Raw genomic sequence first — 21,716 nt, forward strand, 5'->3', positions numbered from 1 at the left:
ATTAATAAGCAAACAAAAGGAAACTTTTTTACTATGTTTACAGGTATCGTTACCGACATCGGAGAGATTATCAGGTTAGAACAGCGGGGTGATTTGTGTGCCCAGATCAAAACCTCTTATTCAACATCCGGAATAGCACTGGGTGCTTCTATCGCGTGTGATGGGATCTGTCTAACTGTAATTGAAATTGGCGATAACTGGTTTTCTGTTGAGATAAGTGCGGAAACAGTGTCAAAAACAACGATTGGGTATCCCTTTCAAAATAAGCCAGATAAGGCTTGGCAGGTTGGTCGAAAAATTAATCTCGAACGTGCTTTGAAAGTAGGGGATGAGTTGGGTGGCCATATTGTATCTGGCCATGTTGATGGCGTGGCTCAAATTGTTCAATTGGGGGATGTTGGCGATAGCACCGAAGTAACATTAGAAGCTCCAGAAGAGCTTGCAAAATATATTGCTGTGAAAGGGTCTGTGGCGCTCAATGGAACGTCACTGACTGTTAATAAAGTAGACGGGAAATGCTTTGGTATTAATTTTATTCCTCATACTAAAACGGTGACAACTTGGGGGCAGATGAGGCTTGGAGATATGGTTAATATCGAGATTGATACAATGGCAAGATATGTAGACCGCTTGCATGCCTCAGACTGATTTGCAGACTTCTTAAAATAGTTATCTGACACGAATACTAAAGCTCAACTGTGCATGTAAAGCGAGGTTGTGATATTTAGTTTCTGTTTTTTACCCTAGGATCAGTTTTCCAACCTTTTCTGAAGGCCTTGGGTGATACTCCAAATTTTGTTCTGAAATGGCGTGCTAGAAGAGATGTGCTGTTAAATCCGGTTGCCATAGCGATTTCGGTTATTGGCAAATTTGTTTCATTTAAAAGGCCATGAGCCCGCTCAAGTCTCAAACCATAATAAAACTGGGTGGGAGATTGATGAGTGTATTTCTTGAAAAGCCGCTCTAATTGGCGACGAGAAATTTGCAACTTCGCGCAAAGCTCCAACAGGGGTAAGGGATCCTCAACCGTTTCGGTCATAACATTGATCGCGTTTAATAGACGTTGGTTTCGCGATCCAATTGCAACTGAAATTGAAGACTTTTGCGGCGCCCGACGTTCACTAGCCCTTTTGTGAATACACATGTCTGATATTACAATTGCAATTTCTCGGCCATGGTCAGTTTCAATCAAATCTAGCATCATATCCGTGGATGCGCTGCCACCACCACAAGTTATCAAGCGGCGATCTTTTTCGTATAGGTTTTGAGTTGGGAGATAATCTTGGAAGCTTTCAATGAAACTAGGTTGATTTTCCCAGTGTACTGTAAAGCTCCGGTCACCAATAATACCGGATTGAGCCAAAGCAAAAGCACCGGTGCAAATACCACCTAAAGTAGCCCCCATGCGGTTTTCCCTGCGAAGCCAATTGATGGTTTCTGGGCCAGCGGCTGACAATGGTTCGACCCCAGAGCAGATAAATGAAGTTGCTCCTTGAGGGGGTGATTTCAGAGCCATGTCGGGTGTAATTTTAACTCCATTAGAGCATATGACATACCCGCCATCTGGTGTCATTGTATACCAGCGGTAGAGTTCCGTTTTTGTGAGCTGGTTCGCAATCCGAAGAGGTTCTACGGCTGCGCTAAAGGCCAGCATTGTAAGCTTTGGTAAAAGCACAAAGTAAAATTCGCGCGTCCTAGCGTTCTGTTTTAAGTCAAGCCGCGCTGCGCCCTTTTGAATAAAACGTTCACGATCCACAAAACCCACCTATTTCGGTCTCACTAACACTATAATCACACTGCTTGTGAATGTGAATGTTGAAATGAGGATACTGTTTTTAATGTAATGAAAAGCAATGGAGTGGGGTGCTTGAATTGCCGGCACTAAAGGTTTAATTCGAGACTAGGCAGCAAATTTGTCGCAAGCTATTGCCGTCAAGGTGTACCAACACTAAGACTACCAATAATCAGTTGCATGAATTTGTACAATTACGGATAGGCAGGGCATAATGAAAGATCCTCACGACTTCTACATGAATACTTTGGTCCCAATGGTGGTAGAACAGACCAGTCGCGGTGAGCGCGCATATGATATCTTTTCTCGGCTGCTCAAGGAGCGCATTATTTTTGTCAATGGGCCCGTGCACGATGGAATGTCAAGTTTGATTGTTGCCCAGTTGCTCCATCTAGAGGCAGAGAACCCGTCCAAAGAAATTAGTATGTATATCAACAGCCCGGGCGGTGTGGTAACAAGCGGTTTGTCGATTTATGACACAATGCAATATATCAAGCCGAAAGTGTCAACTCTTGTGATTGGTCAGGCTGCTTCAATGGGGTCTTTGCTACTAACGGCTGGCGAAAATGGCATGAGATTTTCACTGCCCAATAGCCGCATTATGGTGCATCAACCTTCGGGTGGATACCAAGGTCAGGCGACAGACATAATGATCCATGCAGAAGAAACTCTAAAGCTCAAGAAGCGGTTAAATGAAATTTATGTACACCATACCGGGCAGAGCTTAGATAAGGTAGAAGCTGCGCTTGAGAGAGATAACTTTATGTCCCCTGGTGAAGCCAAGGACTGGGGTTTGATAGATGAAATAGTCACGAACCGTGAAAAAGGGGATGACGAATAGAGCTCTGAAAAACCAGCGCGGACCGTCGTTCTAATTGGTAATGATTAATTTTGCCATTGTAGAGCTTGGAAGCCTGTCTTAAGCTGGATAGCAGGGGAATTTTGAATTGGGCTTTTCATATGAGAGAAAAGTCGAGAGGTGAACAATGGCGACAAATTCGAGCGGTGAAAGCAAAAACACTCTTTATTGCAGCTTTTGTGGTAAAAGCCAACATGAAGTTCGCAAACTGATTGCTGGCCCAACAGTTTTCATCTGCGATGAATGCGTGGAGCTGTGCATGGATATTATCCGTGAGGAAACTAAAGGCTCTGGGCTTAAGTCATCTGAAGGCGTCCCAACACCTCGCGAAATTTGCGATGTTCTAGACGACTATGTGATTGGACAGTCGTTTGCAAAACGAGTTTTGTCTGTTGCCGTTCACAACCACTATAAGCGCCTCAACCATGCTGCAAAATCGGGCGATATCGAACTCTCGAAATCGAACATTCTATTGGTTGGTCCGACTGGGTGCGGAAAAACTCTTTTAGCTCAAACGCTTGCTAGAATTTTAGATGTGCCTTTTACCATGGCTGATGCGACTACTTTGACCGAAGCGGGTTATGTTGGCGAAGACGTTGAAAACATAATCTTAAAGCTTTTACAGGCGTCGGAATATAACGTCGAACGAGCCCAACGGGGTATCGTTTATATCGACGAAGTTGATAAAATTACCCGAAAATCTGAAAATCCATCAATTACACGGGATGTGTCTGGCGAGGGTGTCCAGCAAGCTCTGTTAAAATTAATGGAAGGCACTGTCGCCAGCGTGCCGCCCCAAGGTGGCCGGAAGCATCCTCAGCAAGAATTCCTGCAGGTAGATACCACCAACATATTATTTATCTGTGGCGGAGCTTTCGCGGGTCTTGATAAAATTATAGCGCAGCGGGGAAAAGGCAGTGCCATGGGTTTCGGCGCTGATGTCCGAGATAATGATGACCGTGGTGTTGGCGAGGTATTTCAGGATTTGGAGCCAGAAGACTTACTAAAGTTTGGCTTAATCCCAGAATTTGTCGGGCGGCTTCCAGTTCTTGCGACCTTAGAGGACCTTGATGAAGAAGCACTCGTGACAATTTTGACGCAGCCCAAAAATGCGCTGGTAAAGCAATACCAGCGTTTGTTTGAACTAGAGGATACCGCACTCAGCTTCACTGATGAGGCTCTAAAGGCGATTGCCAAAAGAGCAATCGAGCGAAAAACCGGGGCGCGAGGGCTTAGATCAATTTTAGAAGATATTTTGTTGAATACGATGTTTGATTTGCCAGGGCAAGACGAAGTTCAAGAGGTCGTTGTGAACGAAGAGGCCGTTACTGCCGAAGCTGCGCCGTTGATGATTTATTCTGATACCAAAAAGGAACCTGCTTCGGCTGGTTGAGCGTTCGCAAGGAAATGTCTTTGACATGTGGCCGTGGTTGCTGGACTAGACCTAAGGTTCGTTTTAGTGCATAGAACGCTGAGACCAATTCGGAGAATTTAATGGGTATCTTTAACACTTTGGTGAGGGCCGTGACTTGGTGGAATGGCCAAACGCTGAACACGCAATTTTTTACCTGGCGTAAAGGTGTTAAAGTGGGGCACGACACTAGTGGCAATACCTATTATCGGACATCTGATGGCAAACGGCGCTGGGTTATTTTTAATGGGGATAGTGAGGCAAGTCGAGTCAGTCCTGATTGGCATGGCTGGTTGCACCATACATGGGATGAGCCCCCAAGCGAGCAACCCATTGCCCGGAAGTCATGGGAAAAGCCGCATCAGGAAAATCTTACGGGAACTGCAGCGGCTTACGTACCAACAGGTTCAATCCGAAGGGCAAACCTTCAAGCGCGCTCTGATTATGAGGCTTGGCAACCTGAATAGGATGTGAGGCATGTCTGAAAATACCACAGAAGTGACCGTTGGGGGTTTAGTACTCGCTCTTGCGGTTGGATTTTCTATATTTGTATTTCAAATCACGGGGCTTTCAAACTCGTCGGGTTCGTATCCCATTTATGCTTCTTTTCGCTCAGCCGATGGAATAAAGGTCGGAACAGATGTTAGACTGGCAGGGGTAAAGATTGGAACTGTCAGCGCCCTTGATTTGGATAGTAATACCTATCGGGCTGTATCTGTGATTTCTTTGAAGGATGACATACGTATTCCAGAAGACAGCGCCCTAGTAATTTCCTCTGAAGGGCTACTTGGAGGTAATTTTGTGGAAGTCGTTCCTGGCGCATCATTTGATTATCTTGCCTCGGGCGGTGAAATCGTTGATACTCAAGGTTCCGTTAGCTTGATATCGTTATTGATGAAGTTTGTCTCAGGCGGTCAAGATAGATGAAACGATTGGCTGAGGCACTGTTTGCCCTGTTGATACTTGGACTTCCCGCAAAAGCTGAAATTGCTACAGCGCAGGCTGATGGTGCTGTATTGCGTAAACTCGACAAAGTAAGTGGAACGATAACGGATCAGACACTGTTACAAGAAATGACCACGCAGGTAGGCAATTTGTCCGTGACTTTAAGTGAATGTCGTTACCCTATAGACAATCCTGCTGGTGATGCATTTGCACGAATAATTATTCGCTCTGATAAGCAGACAGCGCCAGTTTTTCAAGGGTGGATGATCGCCTCGTCTCCTGCTCTAAGCTCACTTGATCATGCACGCTATGATGTCTGGGTGCTGCGCTGCACAATACCTGAAGCGGACACTGAATAGGACGGGTCAGTAAAGTCGGCAGCTAAGTTTAAGGCCTCTCTTAAATGCTTCATATAGTTTACCCTAGGGATCTCAACGGCTCCAAGAGAGGCTAGATGTGGTGTAATGAATTGGGTGTCAAATAGTTTAAAGCCAGTGTGTTTAAGCCGGTGAACTAAATAAGCCAGAGCAATTTTGGACGCATTATCGCGACGAGAAAACATACTTTCACCGAAAAAGGCCGCACCTATCACAACGCCATAAACCCCGCCGATTAGTTGCTTCTCTTGCCAGACCTCGAGAGAATGGGCCATTTTATTTTTGGCAAGGGTGCAATAAAGTTCGAAAATTGTGTCATTAATCCAAGTTTCGGGTCGCTCAGCACAAGCGCTTATCACTTCTGAAAATGCTGAACTGATTTTAATATTATAGTTCTCTTTCAAAATACATTTGCGCAAAGACCTGGAAATATGAAAGTGGCTCAGGGGTAGTATCCCTCGGTATTCGGGGTCAACCCAAAACAGATCAGAGGCTGTACTTGTTTCCGCCATAGGAAAAAGGCCACGCCTATAAGCACTTAAAAGGATGTCTTGCGAAAGCTCGTGCACTACAGGCTCACATACACTCTATTGCCACGCCAAAGAAGTGACAGATCGGAAATGGAATGGCAAGTTACTCAAGATATTTGGCCAAGACTTAATTGGATTTTTGGTCCAACCAATGCTCCAGCCAGTGAATATTATAAGCACCACTTTGAATATCTTTCTCTGACAGAAGGGCATCAAAGAGTGGGATCGTGGTGTCAATTCCATCAATAATCAACTCACTGAGTGCGCGGCTTAAGCGGGCTAAAGCTTCTTCTCGATTACGGCCGTGTACTATTAATTTGCCAATCAGGCTATCATAGAAGGGCGGTATTGAATATCCATTGTAAAGAGCGCTATCCATGCGTACTCCCAAACCTCCGGGGGCATGATATGCGGATATCTTACCTGGACACGGGGCAAAGTTTGGAAGCTTTTCTGCGTTTATACGTACTTCGATAGAATGACCATTAATCTGAAGGTTTTTTTGAGCAAATGACATAGGTTCGCCTGCTGCAACCCGTATCTGCTCGCGCACTAAATCAACGCCAAAAATTGCTTCGGTTACTGGATGCTCAACTTGCAACCTTGTATTCATTTCAATGAAATAAAATTCACCATTTTCATATAGAAATTCGATTGTGCCTGCGCCGATGTAGTTAATCTTTGCGACGGCATCAGCGCATACTTTGCCAATAGCACTTCGTTGTTCTTCTAAAATAGAGGGGCCTGGTGCTTCCTCAAAAACCTTCTGGTGTCGCCTTTGAAGAGAGCAATCTCGTTCGCCCAGATGAACTGCTTTTCCCTTGCCGTCGCCAAAGACTTGGATTTCGATATGACGGGGAGTTGTTAGGTACTTTTCAATATAGACTTCGTCATTGCCAAACGCGGCTTTGCCTTCGGCGCGAGCTGTCATAAAGGCGTGGTCCATATCTGTTGCGCTCTTTGCAACTTTCATTCCGCGACCGCCGCCGCCTGCTGTGGCTTTGATGATGACTGGATAGCCAATTTGCTCGCCAATCTTTTTGGCTTGTTCAAGTGTCTGAACTCCTCCGTCAGATCCTGGAACACATGGCACCCCAAGTGCTTTCATGGTATCTTTGGCCGTGATTTTATCGCCCATTATGCGAATGTGCTCGGCTGTTGGCCCTATAAAGCTAAGGCCATGGTCTTCAAGAATTTGAACAAACCTGGCATTTTCCGATAGAAATCCGTATCCTGGATGTATTGCTTGTGCCCCTGAGATTTCACAGGCAGATATAATTGCAGGTATAGACAGATAGCTGTCGGCGCCAGGTGGTGGGCCGATGCAAACAGACTCATCTGCCATGCGCACATGCATTGCATCACTGTCAGCAGTTGAATGGACGGCTACACAACGTATTCCCATCTCGCGGCAGGCGCGAATGACACGCAAGGCAATTTCGCCTCGGTTTGCAATCAGTATTTTTTCGAACATATTCGCCGCCTTATTCGATTATGACCAATGGCGTGCCGAATTCAACTGCCGCGCCGTCCTCAACCAAAATGCGTTGAATTGACCCAGACTTTGGCGCTGGAATGTGGTTCATGGTTTTCATCGCTTCAACGATGAGCAATGTATCGCCCTCATTGATCTTAGAACCAATAGTAATAAAGGCAGGGGCTCCAGGTTCTGCTTGCATGTAGATTGTTCCTACCATCGGCGAGGTTACAGCTCCAGGATGGTTGGCAGGATCTTCAATCGAGTTGTTGGATGGAGCGACATTTAATACCTCGGCAGGAGCACTTTGCTGAGGGGCAGAAACCGCCACTGGGGCCGCCATAGCCTGCGGCGCTACATTTTTGATTTGGCTGACCCTGACATTAAGGGTGTCATCTTCGCCATACTCACGCATGACTTCTACTTCGGATAGCTCATTACTCTTGAGCAAGTCTGCAAGCGCCTGAATAAAGGCGATGTCTTGGTCGCGGGTTTTCTTTGTCATGTATACCTCAAAGATCAAAATAGTGGTTCTGCTCAAACCATTCTTCTAATACCTTTATAAGGCAAGCTGTGCCCAGTGAAAAGAAAGTCGTGCAATAATGTCGGCGTGTTTAGGGAAATAGTCTGTATTTTTCCCTCATTTTAGCAAATTACGGGACCGTAAGGCCTGAAAAAGATGAATTTCTACAGTTGGGATTATAAATATTTTGAGCATTGCCATGACTGGTGCTTGTAAATAGTTTCAAAGGCGCCAATTTTGAAAGGGCTAGAATATGAATGTTGCGCGTTGGTTAAGCCGAGCAGCAAAAGAGAAAGGAGACAAACCAGCGCTGTTTAGCGGGAAAAAACAATGCGGCACCTATAAAGATCTACATGAAATCGTTGGCCAAGCTTCAAATTGGTTGAAGAGTGCGGGCATTAACCCCGGTGACCGTGTTGCTATATTTATGATGAACCATCCTGATTATCTTCGTCTTTTGTTTGGGATATGGTTTTCAGGCGCAATCGCAGTCCCTATTAATGCAAAACTACATGCAAGAGAGGCAATTTGGATCATCAAAAATGCTGAGGCTAAAATCACCCTAACCTCAGGCCAGCAATTTAAAGATCTTCAAGGAGTATCAGATTTCTGGAGTGACGATGTCAAACTTATAGATTTGTCCGAGAATACATTGCAAAGGTTAACCGAAAACCGTGCTTGTGAGCCAGTGTTACCTCGGGCCAGTTCAGATTTGGCATGGTTGTTTTATACTTCTGGAACAACAGGTCGGCCAAAAGGAGTGATGATTACTCACGGAATGTTAAAATCCATGGCTAAAGCTTATTTTATCGATGTAGACAATGTGTACCAAGAGGATGCAGCTATTTATTCAGCGCCGTTCTCTCACGGAGCGGGTCTTTATAGTATCATGCATGTGCTGAAAGCTGCGCGCCATGTTTTCCCTGAGTCGGGTGGCTTTCAGTCGGAAGAGATTTTAGATTTATCTGAGCATTTTCAGTCAGTACATATGTTCGCAGCCCCCACAATGGTCAAGCGCTTGACGGCTGCTTCAAAGGCCAATGGCCGTGAACCTAAAGGGATAAGAACCATCGTCTATGCCGGTGGACCAATGTATAAATCTGATATCATTGAATCAGTTGATTGGTTTGGTCCGGTATTTGTGCAAATTTATGGTCAGGGCGAATGCCCTATGGCGATAACGGCTTTGTCGCGTAAAGCTGTAAGTGATCGCAGCCACCCACGTTGGGAACAGCGGTTGGCATCAGTCGGAAGGGCGCAGTCTGTGGTGGAGGTGCGAATAGGTGATCCATCCGGAGGGTCAACTGTCGAGGGTCAATTGGGAGAAATCATGGTGCGAGGTGAACCCGTTATGTCCGGATATTGGCGAAATCCTGAGGCTAGCAAAAAGGCATTGGCTAAGGGTTGGCTTCATACTGGTGACATTGGCTACATGGATCATGAGGGTTACATCACACTAAAGGATCGTTCGAAAGATTTGATCATCTCTGGTGGGAGCAATATTTACCCACGTGAGGTAGAAGAGGTGCTGCTGATGCATCCCTGTGTTATTGAGACCGCCGTTGTTGGGCGATATCACCCTGATTGGGGTGAAGAGGTCATTGCTTTTATTGTGTTGAACGATCAAATGAAACATTTACAGAAAGAAATGGACGAATTTTGCCGACGCCACATCGCAGCCTTTAAGCGACCAAAAGGTTATATTGTTAGGAACAACTTACCGAAAAACAATAATGGAAAAGTCCTGAAAACAGAACTACGAAAACTTCTTGAGAACTCCTCTATTTTACGATGATGATATAAAAATGTCATGCAATATAATAGTTTAAAAGCTTGAAAGACTTGATATAAAGTTTTGCACTTTACTTCGTTAAAGCAGAGTAGTCAGCAATCATTGCTTTGATTGCGTTATTTGAGGCTTGTCGGTCAATTGGCCAATTGCCGGCGCGGATTCGCGAGCGTATTTCATCAGCTATTTCAATATTGACCTCAGCGGATAGGCTTTTCATCATTTGTAATACATCTTTTTTTACGCTGCTCAATTCAACTGAGATGTTAGCGGTTGAGCTAAATTGGGTCACTTGACTGGATCCCATACCAACCGTTGACATGTTACCTCGCCCATGAGTGGAAGCTTGAATGACGCGCTTTTTAGCAGCAGAATTGTCTATGAATCTGTCTGCATTCTCATAACCCGCCTTCAATTTCTGATAGGCGCCAGAATTAACGGACATGCCGATTATGTGGGTCATGGCGGTACAACCTCGGAATTAACTATACAATTCTAACAAGTTGACGGGAATTTGTAAATCGGCACGCTGCTTAGGATCTTTTGCTGAAATTACATTGCAGATGGCAGTATGATAAACACTTTTTTATCTGCCAAAGCCTTGCAGTTTGCATGGAAACATCTGAGAGGCTCAACAATACAAGCCATCGAAAGGACTATTATGTATTGAACTGTGTTGAAATGAGTAATGCAGTAAGGGGAAGCATTTGATTTTCGGCTGATGCTTGCCGAGAGGGTACTTCTTCTGAGGCAATTTATGGCGGAGGAGGTGACCGCATAACTATTATTCCAAAAGTGTCCAAAGAATTATGTATTATTGAATAAATGTGGCAGTTTAGACCTTAACAATTTCTCATTCACTCCATACAATACCCTTAAGTTCCAGAGATTTTGTGGGGGCGAGTGTGGGGGCTAATGATGAAGAAACTTAGCGCACAATATTTAAACTCCAATCTTGAGGCGGGGCGGTATTATGACGATAGCGGAACTGGCCTTCATATCCACGTGCGCAAAAGTGGCTCCAAAAGTTGGTCGCAAAAGATACGCTTTAGGGGCAAGCAGCTTGAGCTTGGCCTTGGTAGCTACCCAACCGTTTCATTAGCCGAGGCGCGCCGCAAGGCCGCAGAAAACAAAGCCCTTGCATCAAAAGGGGCTAATCCCAAGGTTCCGCGCCAGGAAATCGTAACAATACCAACTTTTGCAGAACTAGCTGACATTGTAATTGGAATAAAACAATCTGAATTCTCTAATGAAAAGCACAAAGCGCAATGGCGCTCGACGCTGGAGACTTATGCATTTCCGAAACTTGGTCCGCTACCTGTCAACGAAATTACTATTGACGATATTCAGCAAGTTCTGGAACCTATTTGGAAAGAAAAAACCGAGACGGCAAGTCGACTTCGAGGCCGTATACAATCTGTTTTGGATTACGCAATTGTAAAAAAATACATGCCCGCTCCAAACCCTGCAGTCTGGAATGGCAACCTGTCAGTTCTTCTTCCTGCAAAACCCAAATCGCAAGAGCACCACCCAGCCTTGCAGCTAAAGGATGCACAGCGGTGGTGGAGCGAATTGAAGCGCAGAGACGGAGTTGGTGCCAAAGCTTTGATGCTCCAGATGCTTACAGCTTCTCGCTCCGGTGAAATTAGGGGCATGCGTTGGGAAGAAATTGCGCTCTTTGATGGGGGTGAGGTTACTCAAAAAGGATACGCTGGTATTTGGACAAGGCCTGCTTCCCGCATGAAGGCAAAAATAGAGCATCGCGTTCCAATTACAGCACCAATGCTTGAGTTGCTCCCTCATGAAGGAGATCAAACTGGCCTAGTCTTCAAGTCAAGAACCGGAAATGCATTATCCGACATGACATTGTCGGCTCTGATGAAGCGGATGCATCAGTCTGACAAGCTCGGTTACATTGACAAAAACAGCGCGCGCCCAGCAGTGCCGCACGGATTAAGGTCGACATTTCGCGACTGGGTAGCTGAGGCAGGTCATTCTCGCGAAGCTGCAGAACTCCAGTTGGCGCACCAATTCGGAGGTGAAGTTGAGCATGCATATTATCGGACGGATTTGCTGGATGCGCGGGCGGGATTAATGTGCCAATGGCTAACTTTTTTGGATGGAAAATTATGAGCAAAAAAAGAGCGGCTCTTACAGAGCAAGAAATAGAAGCTATCAAAAATTATGTAAACAACCCGAACAAAAAACTAATTGAAGCTAAGCAATTTTTGGATAGCCTTGATGACTTAAGAAAGGCGAAAGTGATCCCTACAACCCTTGTCGCATTTGAAGTTTTAAAAACAATCCATAATGGAATTGAACATGGTTTCACGAATGCAGAGCTCCTGGAGACTGTGCCAACCTCATTGGGTCATGAGACCATCGAGTTGCCAGTTTCCGCTGCGCGCGCACTTATTTCAGCTTGGGACGACTTTAGATACTCGGCATCTCCAAAAATGGAGAAGAGCTTTGGAATTGCTGGCAAAAACAATGCAAGAAAACCGTTAACAAAATTAGATATTCAAAAGTCGGAAAAATATTATACTCGCAGAATATTTGACCTACGCATGGGAGCGAGATTGGAAGACAGAAAGCTTACCGTAGCTCAAGCAGTTGAGCAGGTGGCTGATGAAGAATGTGTTTCTACTCAGTCGGTATACAATGCCTACAAGAAGCACAGACCAAAATTCGTAGAGCTTTTCCAAGAACATGGACTTCCAATAAATTAGGTCAACGAGTAAGGGTAACTCGTTAGCTTATATCTGATTTATAGCTCTGGCAGGATTTCCTCGGAACATTTTGGTTACCAGGAGAATGCTATGACAATCCCAGAAGTAATACGGCGCTCAAAGCTAGAAGAGCGTTTAGGTCTTTCACGCAGTTCAATTTATAAGATGATGGCCGATGGCAGGTTTCCGAGGCCAATCAAGCTTGGACGAAGATCGGTTGGATGGCGTACCGTTGAAATTGAGCGCTGGCTAGATGAGATGCAGGAGGCTTCAGATGAATGAAGTCTCAAGACCCCCCCGCCTTCACGATTCAATGGGGGCGGTTCACACAGTTGCCACCTCACACAGAGAGAGAGACGACGACTATCGGGATGTGATAGCCTTACTGGCGCCGCGCTGGCGCGTGATATGCTGCAGGGATGGCATCCAGTGGATCCTCCAGAAAAAGGAGGCCTCCCATGAGGCACCTTGGCGCGGCGTGAAGTACTTCACCACAAAAGCTGCGCTGATCGAAGCCTGTGGGAGCTTAAATCTGCTGTCAGAGCCAAATGCAGAGGCCGTTTTATATGCGCTGCCTGAGCGTATCTCAGGCTATCGCAAATAGAAAAACCCATGGCGCTTAAGCCATGGGCTAACTGGTTGTGTAACGAGCAAATTACCTGATCAGTATAACCTATGGAATGCAGCGCCTCAAGTATGAGGCAAGACAAAATGTCAAAACCGAGCATTGGAAACTTAACAGAGCAGAGTGCAAAAATCAGCATCCTGAAAAACGAAAGCTGGATGGGAAAGCGCTTCTATATTGATGAGCATCATGTATTGCAAAAACAGGCGAACGGGCTTTTCAAAAAGGGCCATGTAAGGGTTTGCAATACCCCCCGCGCTGCCGATCTTCTGGCCGTAGCTGAACAACTACAGCCCCAAGAAGCCCTCTGCCTGGGCGTCCCGGTCAATGGACAAATAAGCGCGCCTGTTGTTACCCGAAAATTAAAGCAACATTCCTCTGGATGCATCACGCGCACCAAGGATGACTTTTGGTTTGCTCAAGGGGAAGGCTGGTTGCTCATTGACCACGATACAAAGGAGCTGCCGGACCCTGTAAAAGCCAGTTTGGAAGCATTCGGCGGTGCCATCGGCGCTTTAACCACGATTTGGCCAGAGTTGGAGCGGGCAGACTATCTGATCAGGCCGTCCTCTTCCGCTGGCGTCTACATGGAGGGTTGTGAACCGGCCGATGCCGGGGGCTTTCATATGTTTGTGCGCTTGGCAAATGCTCGTGATATTCCACAAGCCTTGCAGACCCTGCAATCGAAGTGCTGGGAGCAAGGCCTTGCTTATCACCAGATTAGTAAATCAGGTCAGCTGCTAGAGCGTTCGATATTGGATGTCAGCGTGGGCAGCCCGGAACGCTTGATATTTACAGCGGCGCCAATGCTGTCCGCTGGGGTTTTGCGAAGGCCTCCCCCCACGGTTTGCCATGATGGAGGGGCCATAGGCGCGCCTTTGGGTCCGCAATCACTGCTGTGGAGCAGACAGCGGGATATAAACCGCCAGCAAAGCAAACCGGCCGCAGAGCAGCGCCGTGATGTCTTTTTGGATGAGTGCATTGAGAGCCGGATGTGCGACCATGGCGAAACTTATGACAAGGCAGCCAGCATTGTTAAGGCCCGAGTGATTCATGGTTATCTTTATGATGATGACAGTCTTGAGCTGCCAAGCGGCCGGTCGATACGCGTTGCTGACTTACTTGATCGCGTAAAGCCGGGCGATGTGGTGGCATGTGCTGATCCTGTTGAGGGGCGAGAATACAACCCCACGGCAGCAGCTGTGATATGGCAAGCTCCTCACCCATCGCCTGCGCTTGTCAGCCATGCTCATGGGCTTGTCAGAGTTTTTACATTCGCGCGCTTTGAGCCTTTTTCAAATGATATTCGGGGGCTGGACAATGATGTTGAAAATACGCGATCTAGATGACCGTCAATTGGCCTTTATGCTCGATGAGCACTATGGCTGTGATAATTTGCTAAAGGGACCTTCTGGTGTTTGGTGCTTTGACGGCCGGCTCTGGCGAAGGCTTTATGATGACGAACTGAAGGCCACAGCAACAAGCGTTCTGGCCGAGCGCGTCGATAAAGTCATGCGTCATCGTGTTACGAGTATGGTTGAGATATTCAAGGTTCACAACTGGATGCCTGATCTGGCGTTTGAGCTGGGCGATCCAAACCTTCTGGTACTGGCTGACGGATATTGGGCTTATCAAGACGGAACGTGGCGCAAGGTAACAGTCGACAAAGAGCTTCGGCGACGTGTGGGCTTTGAGTGGCGCTATACGGATGACAGGCCTACCCAGTTTGACAGTTTTTTGCGTGAAATTCTCTGCGATGCGGATGGGCATCCGCTTGATGACCGCGATCAGCTCACAAAGCTTATCTGGGAAATGCTGGGGTACTGTCTGGCGGCTCATACGCTCTATGAGCGGTGCTTTATTCTTTGCGGTCCGGGGGCCAATGGCAAAAGCGTCCTTGGTGCAGTGGCAAAGGAAATGGTTGGCCGCGCCTATACTGCCTCAGTGCAGCCTTCGCAGATGGGCAGTGTCTTTCAGCGTTCAAACCTTGAAGGAAAATTGCTGAACCTTGTCACAGAGCTGAACCAGAATGAAGAGCTGGAAGATGGGATGCTGAAAGCGGTCATCTCCGGCGAAATGATGTCGGTTGAGAAAAAGCATGAGGCTCCAAGGGAAATAGAACCCTTTGCCAAGCACATTATCCTGACAAACCACATGCCCCGCATTCGCGACTACTCCGATGGCCTCTTTCGGCGTGTGAGCATTGTCAATCTGCAAAGGCAGTTCCTGGGGGGTGACGCAGACCCCCACCTACTGAAGAAATTCAAGGGGGAGATGGACGCGATAATGTCCCGTGCAATGGATGCTTTGGGCACTTTGATGGAGCGTGATGGCAGATTTATCGATGCGCCGAGTTGCGAGGAGGCAAAGAAATCCTGGCGTGCCGATAACAATAACGTTGAGCAGTTTCTGCAAGAATCTGTTTATCCAAACCCTGACGGCCGCGTTGCGGTGCAGCCGCTCTATGACGCCTATACCGGATGGTTTGCAACCACTGGCCTGCGCGGTCAACTTGGCCGCCAGCAATTTGCAAGGCGTGTAGAGGCTGCCGGTCTGCAAAAGATACGCATGAGTGAAGGTTACTGCTTTGTCGGGATTAGCCTGCGATGACGGCCGATTATGCACAAAGTGTACTTAGTGTACCAAATTCTGAAAATGTTAATAACAATAGAACCCCTACTCAAAGTTCTAATAATGTTTCTGGAAAGTACACTAAGTACACTTCTTACACCCCTTGGCCTACACCATGTGAGGTAGCTCTGGAGATGGAAAACATGGCGTCATGCGAGCGCCTGGCAGCCGCATCAGTCGGGATGGCCGAGTTTGACTGGGCAGAACGCTGCCTGAAGCAAAAGCTCCGGATTCCTCAGTCAGAGCCACTGGGGAAGTATATCTATCGGCAGTGGACCGTTGAGATAGGTGCACCAACTTCAAGCTAAACCGCGATGCTGCTCTTGAAGAGTGGCGTTCTCTCATGGCCTCATAGAATGCATGCTCTTCAGGCTGGTGATGCTTGAGTTGGTTTGTCTGACACCACCCGATAGCACCAATTAAGACTCTCATCTAGAATAATTGACGCAATATTTCCTTGGCCCTCAAACAGATGAAGCGCTTTTTATTGCTGAAATAAAATCCTAATTTATTTATTTTTACGAAAAATTTTTTGTAGTATTAGGAAGTTTAAAGCCGCGACAAATAAAGTTGAACAAGTTAAAGATACCCAACTCTTTAGAGAGAATTTGAAGAACATTACATAGACAAGAACGTTAGTTAAAATCAACAAAACAATGCTTAAAAAAAGGTATTGTAACCTCAGAAATAAACTTCTTTGTGCATCAAAAGTCACTTTAGTATGAGCTAGGTAGGTAAACTGGTTTGCGACTAAAAATCCAATACAATTTGAAACGAGTATATTCACGTTAAAATAAGTCAAAAAAATTGAAAAGGTATTGTGACAAACCCAGCCTGCCGTTCCAATAATCAGAAATACGGCTTTTGTGTTAGCAAATTTGGGCTTAATCAGCATCAACAGATTTATTTTTCGAGTAAAGTAACATTTCTAAGTTAGAGTTTTCATTTTGATTTCTTATTGAACTTAGGCGATCTTGATAAATTAATTCCTCAAGCATATTTCTATTTCTTGCTATTTGCTCTGCGATAAATCCAGCAAGAATAGAAAATGAGCCGAACAATAGAAATATAGCCGCCAAAATCAATGACTGCACGTAGCCTGACCCAGATCCAAAATCACCATTATACTGAGAAAGAAAATAGATAAATCTCGCGCCTAACATGGAACCCGCAGTTAAAGATATTAAGCCAATTGTTGAAAAAAATTTCATAGGATTATAGGACGGTGTAATCAATATTATGTCTAAAGCGCTTCTACGAACATAATGCGTAATATTACGTGACAAACGCGATTTACGCTCCATTGGATTAACCTCTATGGGAACTGAATATACACGAAAATTTTTTCGTGAAGCTTGGATGACGGTTTCTAAAGTGTAAGTAAATCGTTGATTTACGAAAAAAGAATTCCCAACCCGCTTGTTAAAGGCTCTAAAACCACTTGTGGCATCAGCGACTTTAACCCCCGCAACTAAGCTTACTATATAACTGCCAAGCTTTTGCAAAATTTTCTTGATGAATGAAAAATCACTGATTTTACTCATATCCCGATAACCAATGATCATATCAGCCCTGCCCTGCACCAAGGGTGCAACCAAATCAATAATATTTTCACCTTTGTACTGATTGTCGCCGTCCGTATTTACTACGATATCCGCGCCCAAGCGAAAACAATAATCCAGCCCAGTTGTAAAGCTCTCTGCTAGCCCACGATTTTGATGGTGTTGGACAATAAAATCAACACCGTTTTCAATAGCTACTTTCACAGTATTATCCGTCGAGCCATCATCAATGATTAATACTTGTATTTTTGAGATGCCTGGTATTTTCTTAGGTATTGCCCCGAGTACCTTTGGAAGAGTACTCTCCTCATTTAGGCATGGGATTTGAATAAAAAGTTTCAATCTAATTATACCTTACTATTTATTTCCAACCACTTGGAAAGTACTACTAAATTTATAAGTTTAAAAGAATTATCTTGTTTTTTTGAGCAGTGCTCCTTCAAAATTTGATCGAAATAAATACCATCATTTATTACAATTGGAGATATTTTGAGGCTATCTAATTTTTCTTGTACGAACGGGTATAGAGGACCTCTAAACCAATCCGCCAGTGGTAAATGAAAACCCATTTTTGGTAAGTCAATTATTTCTTGAGGAAGTAAATATTTTCCAATATCCCTGAGTATTTTTTTTCGCTTAATTAATGAAAATTTAGATTTTACTGGGAGGCTATATAGATAATTACGTAAATCATTATCCATAAATGGAAGCCTTGTCTCTAGACCATGGGCCATACCAGTTATATCCGCTTGATATATTCCCATAGAGCGCCACCAAACATCAAAGTCTGCTCGAGATACAGTTTCATGAAAATCACACTCTTCATAATTCTTGTAGGCATCTTGATAAGACCAAAAGCTCGACTTTTGTCCTTCAAAACTTTTCAAAATTTGTGCCTTTTCTTCTTCTGTAAATATTGTCCGCCATTGATAATGTCTTTGCAGCGGCTCATAATTTAAATTCTGAAAAAATTTCTTTAATTTATAGTCAAGCCCTAGCCGCTTATGGCTCGCAGGAAGATAATCCACGATAGAGGCAATAGGTTTAAATATGCCCGGAGGGAATATTCTCAATGCTCCAGCAATTTTATTCGCATAGTAAGTATCATATCCAAAAAAAAGCTCATCAGAACCCCCACCATGTAAAACAACTTTTGTGGTTGCAACTGCTTTTTTTGCTAAAAATGAAAACGCGAATGTTGCCGGATTGGCCGATAAATTGTCGGCCGCCTCAACAGTTTCGTCAAAAATTGCAAGAAAATCTTCTGGACCCATACAAAAAGACTGGTTGGCTACACCGAAATAATCAGCGATTAATTTAGAATTATTGCCTTCGCTGAAGCTCTCGCTTGCAAAGTCCACTGTGAAAGTACAGAAATCCTTTGGAAGTGAATTTCCAGCAATCATCGAAAGAATGAGAGAACTATCTAATCCCGAGCTTAAAAATAAGCCAAGCGGCACATCTGCCATGAGGCGTTTTTCTACCGCCTGTCGAATAAGATTTTCCACTTTTACTACAACATCTTTGTATTTTTCTTTTTTTTGCCTATGATTTGGTGATTTTCCCCAATTTAAAAAACTAAGCTCATTCTTCACGGTTAACCTATGCCCAGCGGGAATTTGCTTAAAGCCAGAAAATACAGTTGTGGGTTGGACGGAATAGCCTAATGTTAGAAAATCTGAAATCGTTTGAATGTTAAAGTTTATTTTGCCCTCGACACCCAATCTGAGAGATTTTTGCTCAGACGCAAATTCAATACCATCCTCTGTTTCATGGAAAAAAACTGGTTTTTTTCCATTTATATCACGAGATAGAACTAGAGTATTTTTTTTTCGATCGTATATTGCGAAAGCAAACATCCCATCCAGCATTTGCTCCGGAAACTTATAACCTAACTCAAATAGCGCTAGTATAACTTCGGTGTCTGCAAAAGTTTTAAATATATACCCCTCTGATTGTAGGCGTTTTCGCAAATACTTATAATTATATATTTCTCCATTGAAAACTATAATTAAGTTTTTTGAATTTGAATACATTGGCTGATTGCCATTTTCGATATCAATAATTGAAAGCCTTCGAAACCCAAAGCCAATCTGTTCTTTGATAAATAAATCAAATTGGTCTGGCCCCCTGTGCTTAATTTGATTTGCCATTTTTTTAATTTGGCATGATGAAACATTATTATTCTTTTTAAAATTAAAAATTCCCACTATTCCGCACATTTTCTATACTCGCTTTAGAATATCATTGATTTTTGTTCGCTTTATTTCATTTGTGGGTCTCGGAAAATCAGTTTTTTCACCTATGTCCAGAAGGGTCTCAAAGATGGTTAGATTGCAACCCAGCAGCATAATGCTCTTGGTACAAAACTTTAAAAGCCATAACGGAATACTTACAATTCGAGTTTCAACGGAATATCTGTCAGACACTTTTTCCAATAATTCTCTGATTTCGATTGGATCGCCTTTCAGTTCCATAACCATGCTTGAAATCTCTTCTTTATCTAGGGCGTAACGTAAATTATCGACTAGATCATCAATCCAAATAGGTGTTACCGTAAAACGGCCTCCATTAGGTAAAATTATTAATCTTTGTTTTTTCACAGAGTCTATCAGTTTATAAACTGTAGAATTTGATGATGGTTGATCTCTTACCCAGACCGGTGAACAGCGAACTATAAGCCAATTATGCTTGAAATTTTTTGTTATCACTTCCTCTGACTTTAGTTTGTATTTGCCATAATTACCATTTGGCTGACTAGCTAAATCACTGCTAAAGAATACAAAGTTTTTGACTGAAGCTTTATTTGCCACCTCCACCAGCATTTTTGTAAGCTCGAATGACTCTGCATGTGACTGGCCTGAGGCCAAAGCCTTTGTTGAAGAGGCTAAATGAATAATAGTGTCGGTTTCTTCTAAGATATTTTCTAGGCTCGCTTTTGACCAATTCTTTATTATAATATTTTTGTCACCCCCTATATCCGTAAAATCAGTCCTGAACAAACATTGAAAATAGTACTCTTTCCTAAGATCAGATTTTAAAATTTGCTGTCCGATAGTGCCGCTGGCACCTGTAAGGAGAATTTTTTTCTTTTCCATTTTTCAGGTTTTTCGAAGATATGATAAAAATATGCTTCGTAATAATTTTAAACCGTGCTTATACAACCAACCTATGCGCAAGTAATATCTTGAAAAAGCAAAATCACGCAACCTTCGTATTTCTTCGGAAGAGGCACCATCGATTTTAACAACAGGTTCGTATTCGTTGTATTTTGCAAAATTTTTTGTCAAAAGCCTCCCACTCAAGTCGTGAAATGTTTTTGTTCCAGGAAATGGCGTTAACACACAGAATTGTGCTGTAAATGTATTAAGCTTAAAGCTGTAAAATATAGTTTTACGCATTGATTTTACGGTATCATCAATAAGACCTAAAATATAAAAAGCTTGAACCTCTATTGACGCCTTATTCAATCTATCTAGTACCATTTCTAGCTTGTTTTCTTTGATTGGACGCCGTCCCGATGATTGCAAAATTTCATCTGAAGGGCTCTCTATTCCTAGATTTACAACCCTTACCTTTGCCTGCTTCATTAGATCAATCAGTTCGGCATCAAGAGTATCCGCTCGTGTCTCAACGCCGATTTCTAAGTTGAAATCTTTTTCTATCAACATCCTACAGAGCTCTTTGGTCTCTTTTCTGTGCATACTCCATGTTATGTCCCTGAAGAGTAAAGACCTTATCGAAAAGTTCTCCACAAGGTTCTCAATTTCTTCGATTATCAGTTCATTTTTTTTTCGTCTTAGTGGAATTCCTTGCTGCACCAAATAAGGGCAAAATTCGCAGGCAAAGGGGCATCCTCTGCTTGCTTGAATAGTTAGAAATGGTTTCTTCGGCAGGCTAGGGAAATAGCTATACTCGTTTATAGGAAATATGCTCCATTCTGGTTTAGGTATTCGATTAACGTCATCTATTTGGTTACTAATTATTTGCCCTTTTGGATCTATTGTGCCATTGCAAATTTTTGTGAATGCGTCTTCAGGTTCGCCCTTAATTATAAAATCTACAAAATCTTCAAAAAGGTGTGGCATCTCTGATGAAAAAGGGCCAATTGCACCCAGCTTGACCTTGTCGAATTTACCTTTTACTTTGTTGCAAAACTCCAGTTCATATTCAAAGTGCGCCATTGAAGTTGCCAAAATAATAATATCTAAATCGACACTTGGGATATCCTCAAAGTAGAAAATTTCATGATTGTGTTGTCGTGCGATGGCAGCCAAATAGGCAAGAGACAAGACTGGTAGTCGACTCTTGCTTTTTTTAACAGTCTGTAGAAATTTTCCAATCATACTAGTTGCGTGCATTTGAGAGCCGAAGCCACCAGTTTGGTCCCTATTAGCAAACCCATGCTTTTTGTGTTTAAGATCAATGAAACCAACCTTCATATTTCTCATCCTAAAATTTCTAAA

Annotated in this window: 23 protein-coding genes; 13 read left to right on the forward strand and 10 right to left on the reverse strand. The window is 43.9% G+C overall.

All coding sequences use genetic code 11. The features are described 5' to 3' along the window. The first annotated feature begins 33 nt into the window (after positions 1-33). Positions 34-648: a riboflavin synthase gene (locus GN278_06395; protein ID XAT60479.1), complete on the forward strand. Its 615-nt coding sequence runs from the start codon at positions 34-36 to the stop codon at positions 646-648. Between the two features lie 76 nt (positions 649-724). Here GN278_06395 and GN278_06400 read toward each other — a convergent pair whose 3' ends face one another. Further along, positions 725-1,756, reverse strand: a complete 1,032-nt coding sequence (locus GN278_06400; GenBank protein ID XAT60480.1) for a helix-turn-helix domain-containing protein — start codon at positions 1,754-1,756, stop codon at positions 725-727. A gap of 250 nt (positions 1,757-2,006) precedes the next feature. Here GN278_06400 and GN278_06405 point away from each other — a divergent pair, with 250 nt between their 5' ends. The 5 genes from GN278_06405 (at position 2,007) to GN278_06425 (ending at position 5,366) form a co-directional block, all read left to right on the forward strand. Further along, entirely contained in the window at positions 2,007-2,633 is a 627-nt protein-coding gene (locus tag GN278_06405; GenBank protein ID XAT60481.1) for an ATP-dependent Clp protease proteolytic subunit, read from the forward strand. 145 nt (positions 2,634-2,778) lie between these two features. After that, positions 2,779-4,044, forward strand: a complete 1,266-nt coding sequence (gene clpX / locus GN278_06410; protein XAT60482.1) for an ATP-dependent Clp protease ATP-binding subunit ClpX — start codon at positions 2,779-2,781, stop codon at positions 4,042-4,044. A gap of 101 nt (positions 4,045-4,145) precedes the next feature. Beyond that, entirely contained in the window at positions 4,146-4,529 is a 384-nt protein-coding gene (locus GN278_06415; protein XAT60483.1) for an NADH:ubiquinone oxidoreductase subunit NDUFA12, read from the forward strand. 10 nt (positions 4,530-4,539) lie between these two features. Continuing rightward, positions 4,540-4,989, forward strand: a complete 450-nt coding sequence (gene mlaD / locus GN278_06420) for an outer membrane lipid asymmetry maintenance protein MlaD (GenBank protein XAT60484.1) — start codon at positions 4,540-4,542, stop codon at positions 4,987-4,989. Then, positions 4,986-5,366, forward strand: coding sequence for a DUF2155 domain-containing protein (locus GN278_06425; GenBank protein XAT60485.1), 381 nt, complete (start codon positions 4,986-4,988; stop codon positions 5,364-5,366). The genes mlaD and GN278_06425 overlap by 4 nt, the downstream gene beginning before the upstream one ends. Here GN278_06425 and GN278_06430 read toward each other — a convergent pair. The 3 genes from GN278_06430 to accB form a co-directional block, all read right to left on the reverse strand. Next, complete coding sequence (locus tag GN278_06430) at positions 5,315-5,953, reverse strand: leucyl/phenylalanyl-tRNA--protein transferase (protein XAT60486.1); 639 nt, start codon at positions 5,951-5,953, stop codon at positions 5,315-5,317. The genes GN278_06425 and GN278_06430 overlap by 52 nt on opposite strands. Positions 5,954-6,041: 88 nt before the next feature. Further along, complete coding sequence (gene accC, locus GN278_06435) at positions 6,042-7,388, reverse strand: acetyl-CoA carboxylase biotin carboxylase subunit (protein ID XAT60487.1); 1,347 nt, start codon at positions 7,386-7,388, stop codon at positions 6,042-6,044. A gap of 10 nt (positions 7,389-7,398) precedes the next feature. Then, positions 7,399-7,896 (reverse strand): acetyl-CoA carboxylase biotin carboxyl carrier protein, encoded by a 498-nt coding sequence (gene accB, locus GN278_06440; protein XAT62572.1) that lies wholly within the window; start codon positions 7,894-7,896, stop codon positions 7,399-7,401. A gap of 271 nt (positions 7,897-8,167) precedes the next feature. Between accB and GN278_06445 the strand changes: the two genes are divergently transcribed. Beyond that, the gene (locus GN278_06445) at positions 8,168-9,709 is read left to right on the forward strand and encodes an AMP-binding protein (GenBank protein ID XAT60488.1); all 1,542 of its coding nucleotides are present in this window, start codon (positions 8,168-8,170) and stop codon (positions 9,707-9,709) included. 67 nt (positions 9,710-9,776) lie between these two features. Here GN278_06445 and GN278_06450 read toward each other — a convergent pair whose 3' ends face one another. After that, a complete protein-coding gene (locus GN278_06450; protein ID XAT60489.1) occupies positions 9,777-10,166 on the reverse strand; it encodes a hypothetical protein in 390 nt (129 codons plus the stop codon). A 455-nt stretch (positions 10,167-10,621) separates the two neighbouring features. Between GN278_06450 and GN278_06455 the strand changes: the two genes are divergently transcribed. From GN278_06455 to GN278_06480, 6 genes are all read left to right on the forward strand, one after another. After that, positions 10,622-11,836, forward strand: a complete 1,215-nt coding sequence (locus GN278_06455) for a DUF4102 domain-containing protein (GenBank protein ID XAT62573.1) — start codon at positions 10,622-10,624, stop codon at positions 11,834-11,836. Continuing rightward, entirely contained in the window at positions 11,833-12,432 is a 600-nt protein-coding gene (locus GN278_06460; protein XAT60490.1) for a hypothetical protein, read from the forward strand. The genes GN278_06455 and GN278_06460 overlap by 4 nt, the downstream gene beginning before the upstream one ends. A gap of 90 nt (positions 12,433-12,522) precedes the next feature. Then, positions 12,523-12,714, forward strand: a complete 192-nt coding sequence (locus GN278_06465) for an AlpA family phage regulatory protein (GenBank protein XAT60491.1) — start codon at positions 12,523-12,525, stop codon at positions 12,712-12,714. Further along, complete coding sequence (locus tag GN278_06470; GenBank protein XAT60492.1) at positions 12,707-13,036, forward strand: hypothetical protein; 330 nt, start codon at positions 12,707-12,709, stop codon at positions 13,034-13,036. Before GN278_06465 ends, GN278_06470 begins: the two co-directional genes overlap by 8 nt. A 107-nt stretch (positions 13,037-13,143) precedes the next feature. After that, a complete protein-coding gene (locus tag GN278_06475; GenBank protein ID XAT60493.1) occupies positions 13,144-14,406 on the forward strand; it encodes a hypothetical protein in 1,263 nt (420 codons plus the stop codon). Further along, positions 14,303-15,667: a hypothetical protein gene (locus GN278_06480; protein ID XAT60494.1), complete on the forward strand. Its 1,365-nt coding sequence runs from the start codon at positions 14,303-14,305 to the stop codon at positions 15,665-15,667. The genes GN278_06475 and GN278_06480 overlap by 104 nt, the downstream gene beginning before the upstream one ends. A gap of 529 nt (positions 15,668-16,196) precedes the next feature. Here GN278_06480 and GN278_06485 read toward each other — a convergent pair. The 5 genes from GN278_06485 to GN278_06505 are packed head-to-tail and all read right to left on the reverse strand — an operon-like array spanning position 16,197 to position 21,701. Beyond that, entirely contained in the window at positions 16,197-16,586 is a 390-nt protein-coding gene (locus GN278_06485; protein XAT60495.1) for a hypothetical protein, read from the reverse strand. Beyond that, positions 16,573-17,601, reverse strand: coding sequence for a glycosyltransferase (locus tag GN278_06490; protein XAT60496.1), 1,029 nt, complete (start codon positions 17,599-17,601; stop codon positions 16,573-16,575). Before GN278_06490 ends, GN278_06485 begins: the two co-directional genes overlap by 14 nt. Beyond that, positions 17,598-19,472, reverse strand: a complete 1,875-nt coding sequence (gene asnB / locus GN278_06495) for an asparagine synthase (glutamine-hydrolyzing) (GenBank protein XAT60497.1) — start codon at positions 19,470-19,472, stop codon at positions 17,598-17,600. Before asnB ends, GN278_06490 begins: the two co-directional genes overlap by 4 nt. Before the next feature lie 3 nt (positions 19,473-19,475). Continuing rightward, a complete protein-coding gene (locus tag GN278_06500; protein ID XAT60498.1) occupies positions 19,476-20,348 on the reverse strand; it encodes an NAD-dependent epimerase/dehydratase family protein in 873 nt (290 codons plus the stop codon). Between the two features lie 3 nt (positions 20,349-20,351). Further along, positions 20,352-21,701, reverse strand: coding sequence for a radical SAM protein (locus tag GN278_06505; protein XAT60499.1), 1,350 nt, complete (start codon positions 21,699-21,701; stop codon positions 20,352-20,354). Between the last annotated feature and the right edge of the window lie 15 nt (positions 21,702-21,716).

It is taken from the genome of Rhodobacteraceae bacterium Araon29, from assembly GCA_039640505.1.
Classification (GTDB): domain Bacteria; phylum Pseudomonadota; class Alphaproteobacteria; order Rhodobacterales; family Rhodobacteraceae; genus CABZJG01.

Bases quoted from the DNA above. Each gene is read 5' to 3' on its own strand.
- GN278_06395 (XAT60479.1), top strand. From the start codon at position 34: ATGTTTACAGGTATCGTTACCGACATCGGAGAGATTATCAGGTTAGAA.
- GN278_06405 (XAT60481.1), top strand. From the start codon at position 2,007: ATGAAAGATCCTCACGACTTCTACATGAATACTTTGGTCCCAATGGTG.
- clpX (XAT60482.1), top strand. From the start codon at position 2,779: ATGGCGACAAATTCGAGCGGTGAAAGCAAAAACACTCTTTATTGCAGC.
- GN278_06415 (XAT60483.1), top strand. From the start codon at position 4,146: ATGGGTATCTTTAACACTTTGGTGAGGGCCGTGACTTGGTGGAATGGC.
- mlaD (XAT60484.1), top strand. From the start codon at position 4,540: ATGTCTGAAAATACCACAGAAGTGACCGTTGGGGGTTTAGTACTCGCT.
- GN278_06425 (XAT60485.1), top strand. From the start codon at position 4,986: ATGAAACGATTGGCTGAGGCACTGTTTGCCCTGTTGATACTTGGACTT.
- accC (XAT60487.1), bottom strand. From the start codon at position 7,388: ATGTTCGAAAAAATACTGATTGCAAACCGAGGCGAAATTGCCTTGCGT.
- accB (XAT62572.1), bottom strand. From the start codon at position 7,896: ATGACAAAGAAAACCCGCGACCAAGACATCGCCTTTATTCAGGCGCTT.
- GN278_06445 (XAT60488.1), top strand. From the start codon at position 8,168: ATGAATGTTGCGCGTTGGTTAAGCCGAGCAGCAAAAGAGAAAGGAGAC.
- GN278_06450 (XAT60489.1), bottom strand. From the start codon at position 10,166: ATGACCCACATAATCGGCATGTCCGTTAATTCTGGCGCCTATCAGAAA.
- GN278_06455 (XAT62573.1), top strand. From the start codon at position 10,622: ATGAAGAAACTTAGCGCACAATATTTAAACTCCAATCTTGAGGCGGGG.
- GN278_06460 (XAT60490.1), top strand. From the start codon at position 11,833: ATGAGCAAAAAAAGAGCGGCTCTTACAGAGCAAGAAATAGAAGCTATC.
- GN278_06465 (XAT60491.1), top strand. From the start codon at position 12,523: ATGACAATCCCAGAAGTAATACGGCGCTCAAAGCTAGAAGAGCGTTTA.
- GN278_06470 (XAT60492.1), top strand. From the start codon at position 12,707: ATGAATGAAGTCTCAAGACCCCCCCGCCTTCACGATTCAATGGGGGCG.
- GN278_06475 (XAT60493.1), top strand. From the start codon at position 13,144: ATGTCAAAACCGAGCATTGGAAACTTAACAGAGCAGAGTGCAAAAATC.
- GN278_06480 (XAT60494.1), top strand. From the start codon at position 14,303: ATGCTCATGGGCTTGTCAGAGTTTTTACATTCGCGCGCTTTGAGCCTT.
- asnB (XAT60497.1), bottom strand. From the start codon at position 19,472: ATGTGCGGAATAGTGGGAATTTTTAATTTTAAAAAGAATAATAATGTT.
- GN278_06500 (XAT60498.1), bottom strand. From the start codon at position 20,348: ATGGAAAAGAAAAAAATTCTCCTTACAGGTGCCAGCGGCACTATCGGA.
- GN278_06505 (XAT60499.1), bottom strand. From the start codon at position 21,701: ATGAGAAATATGAAGGTTGGTTTCATTGATCTTAAACACAAAAAGCAT.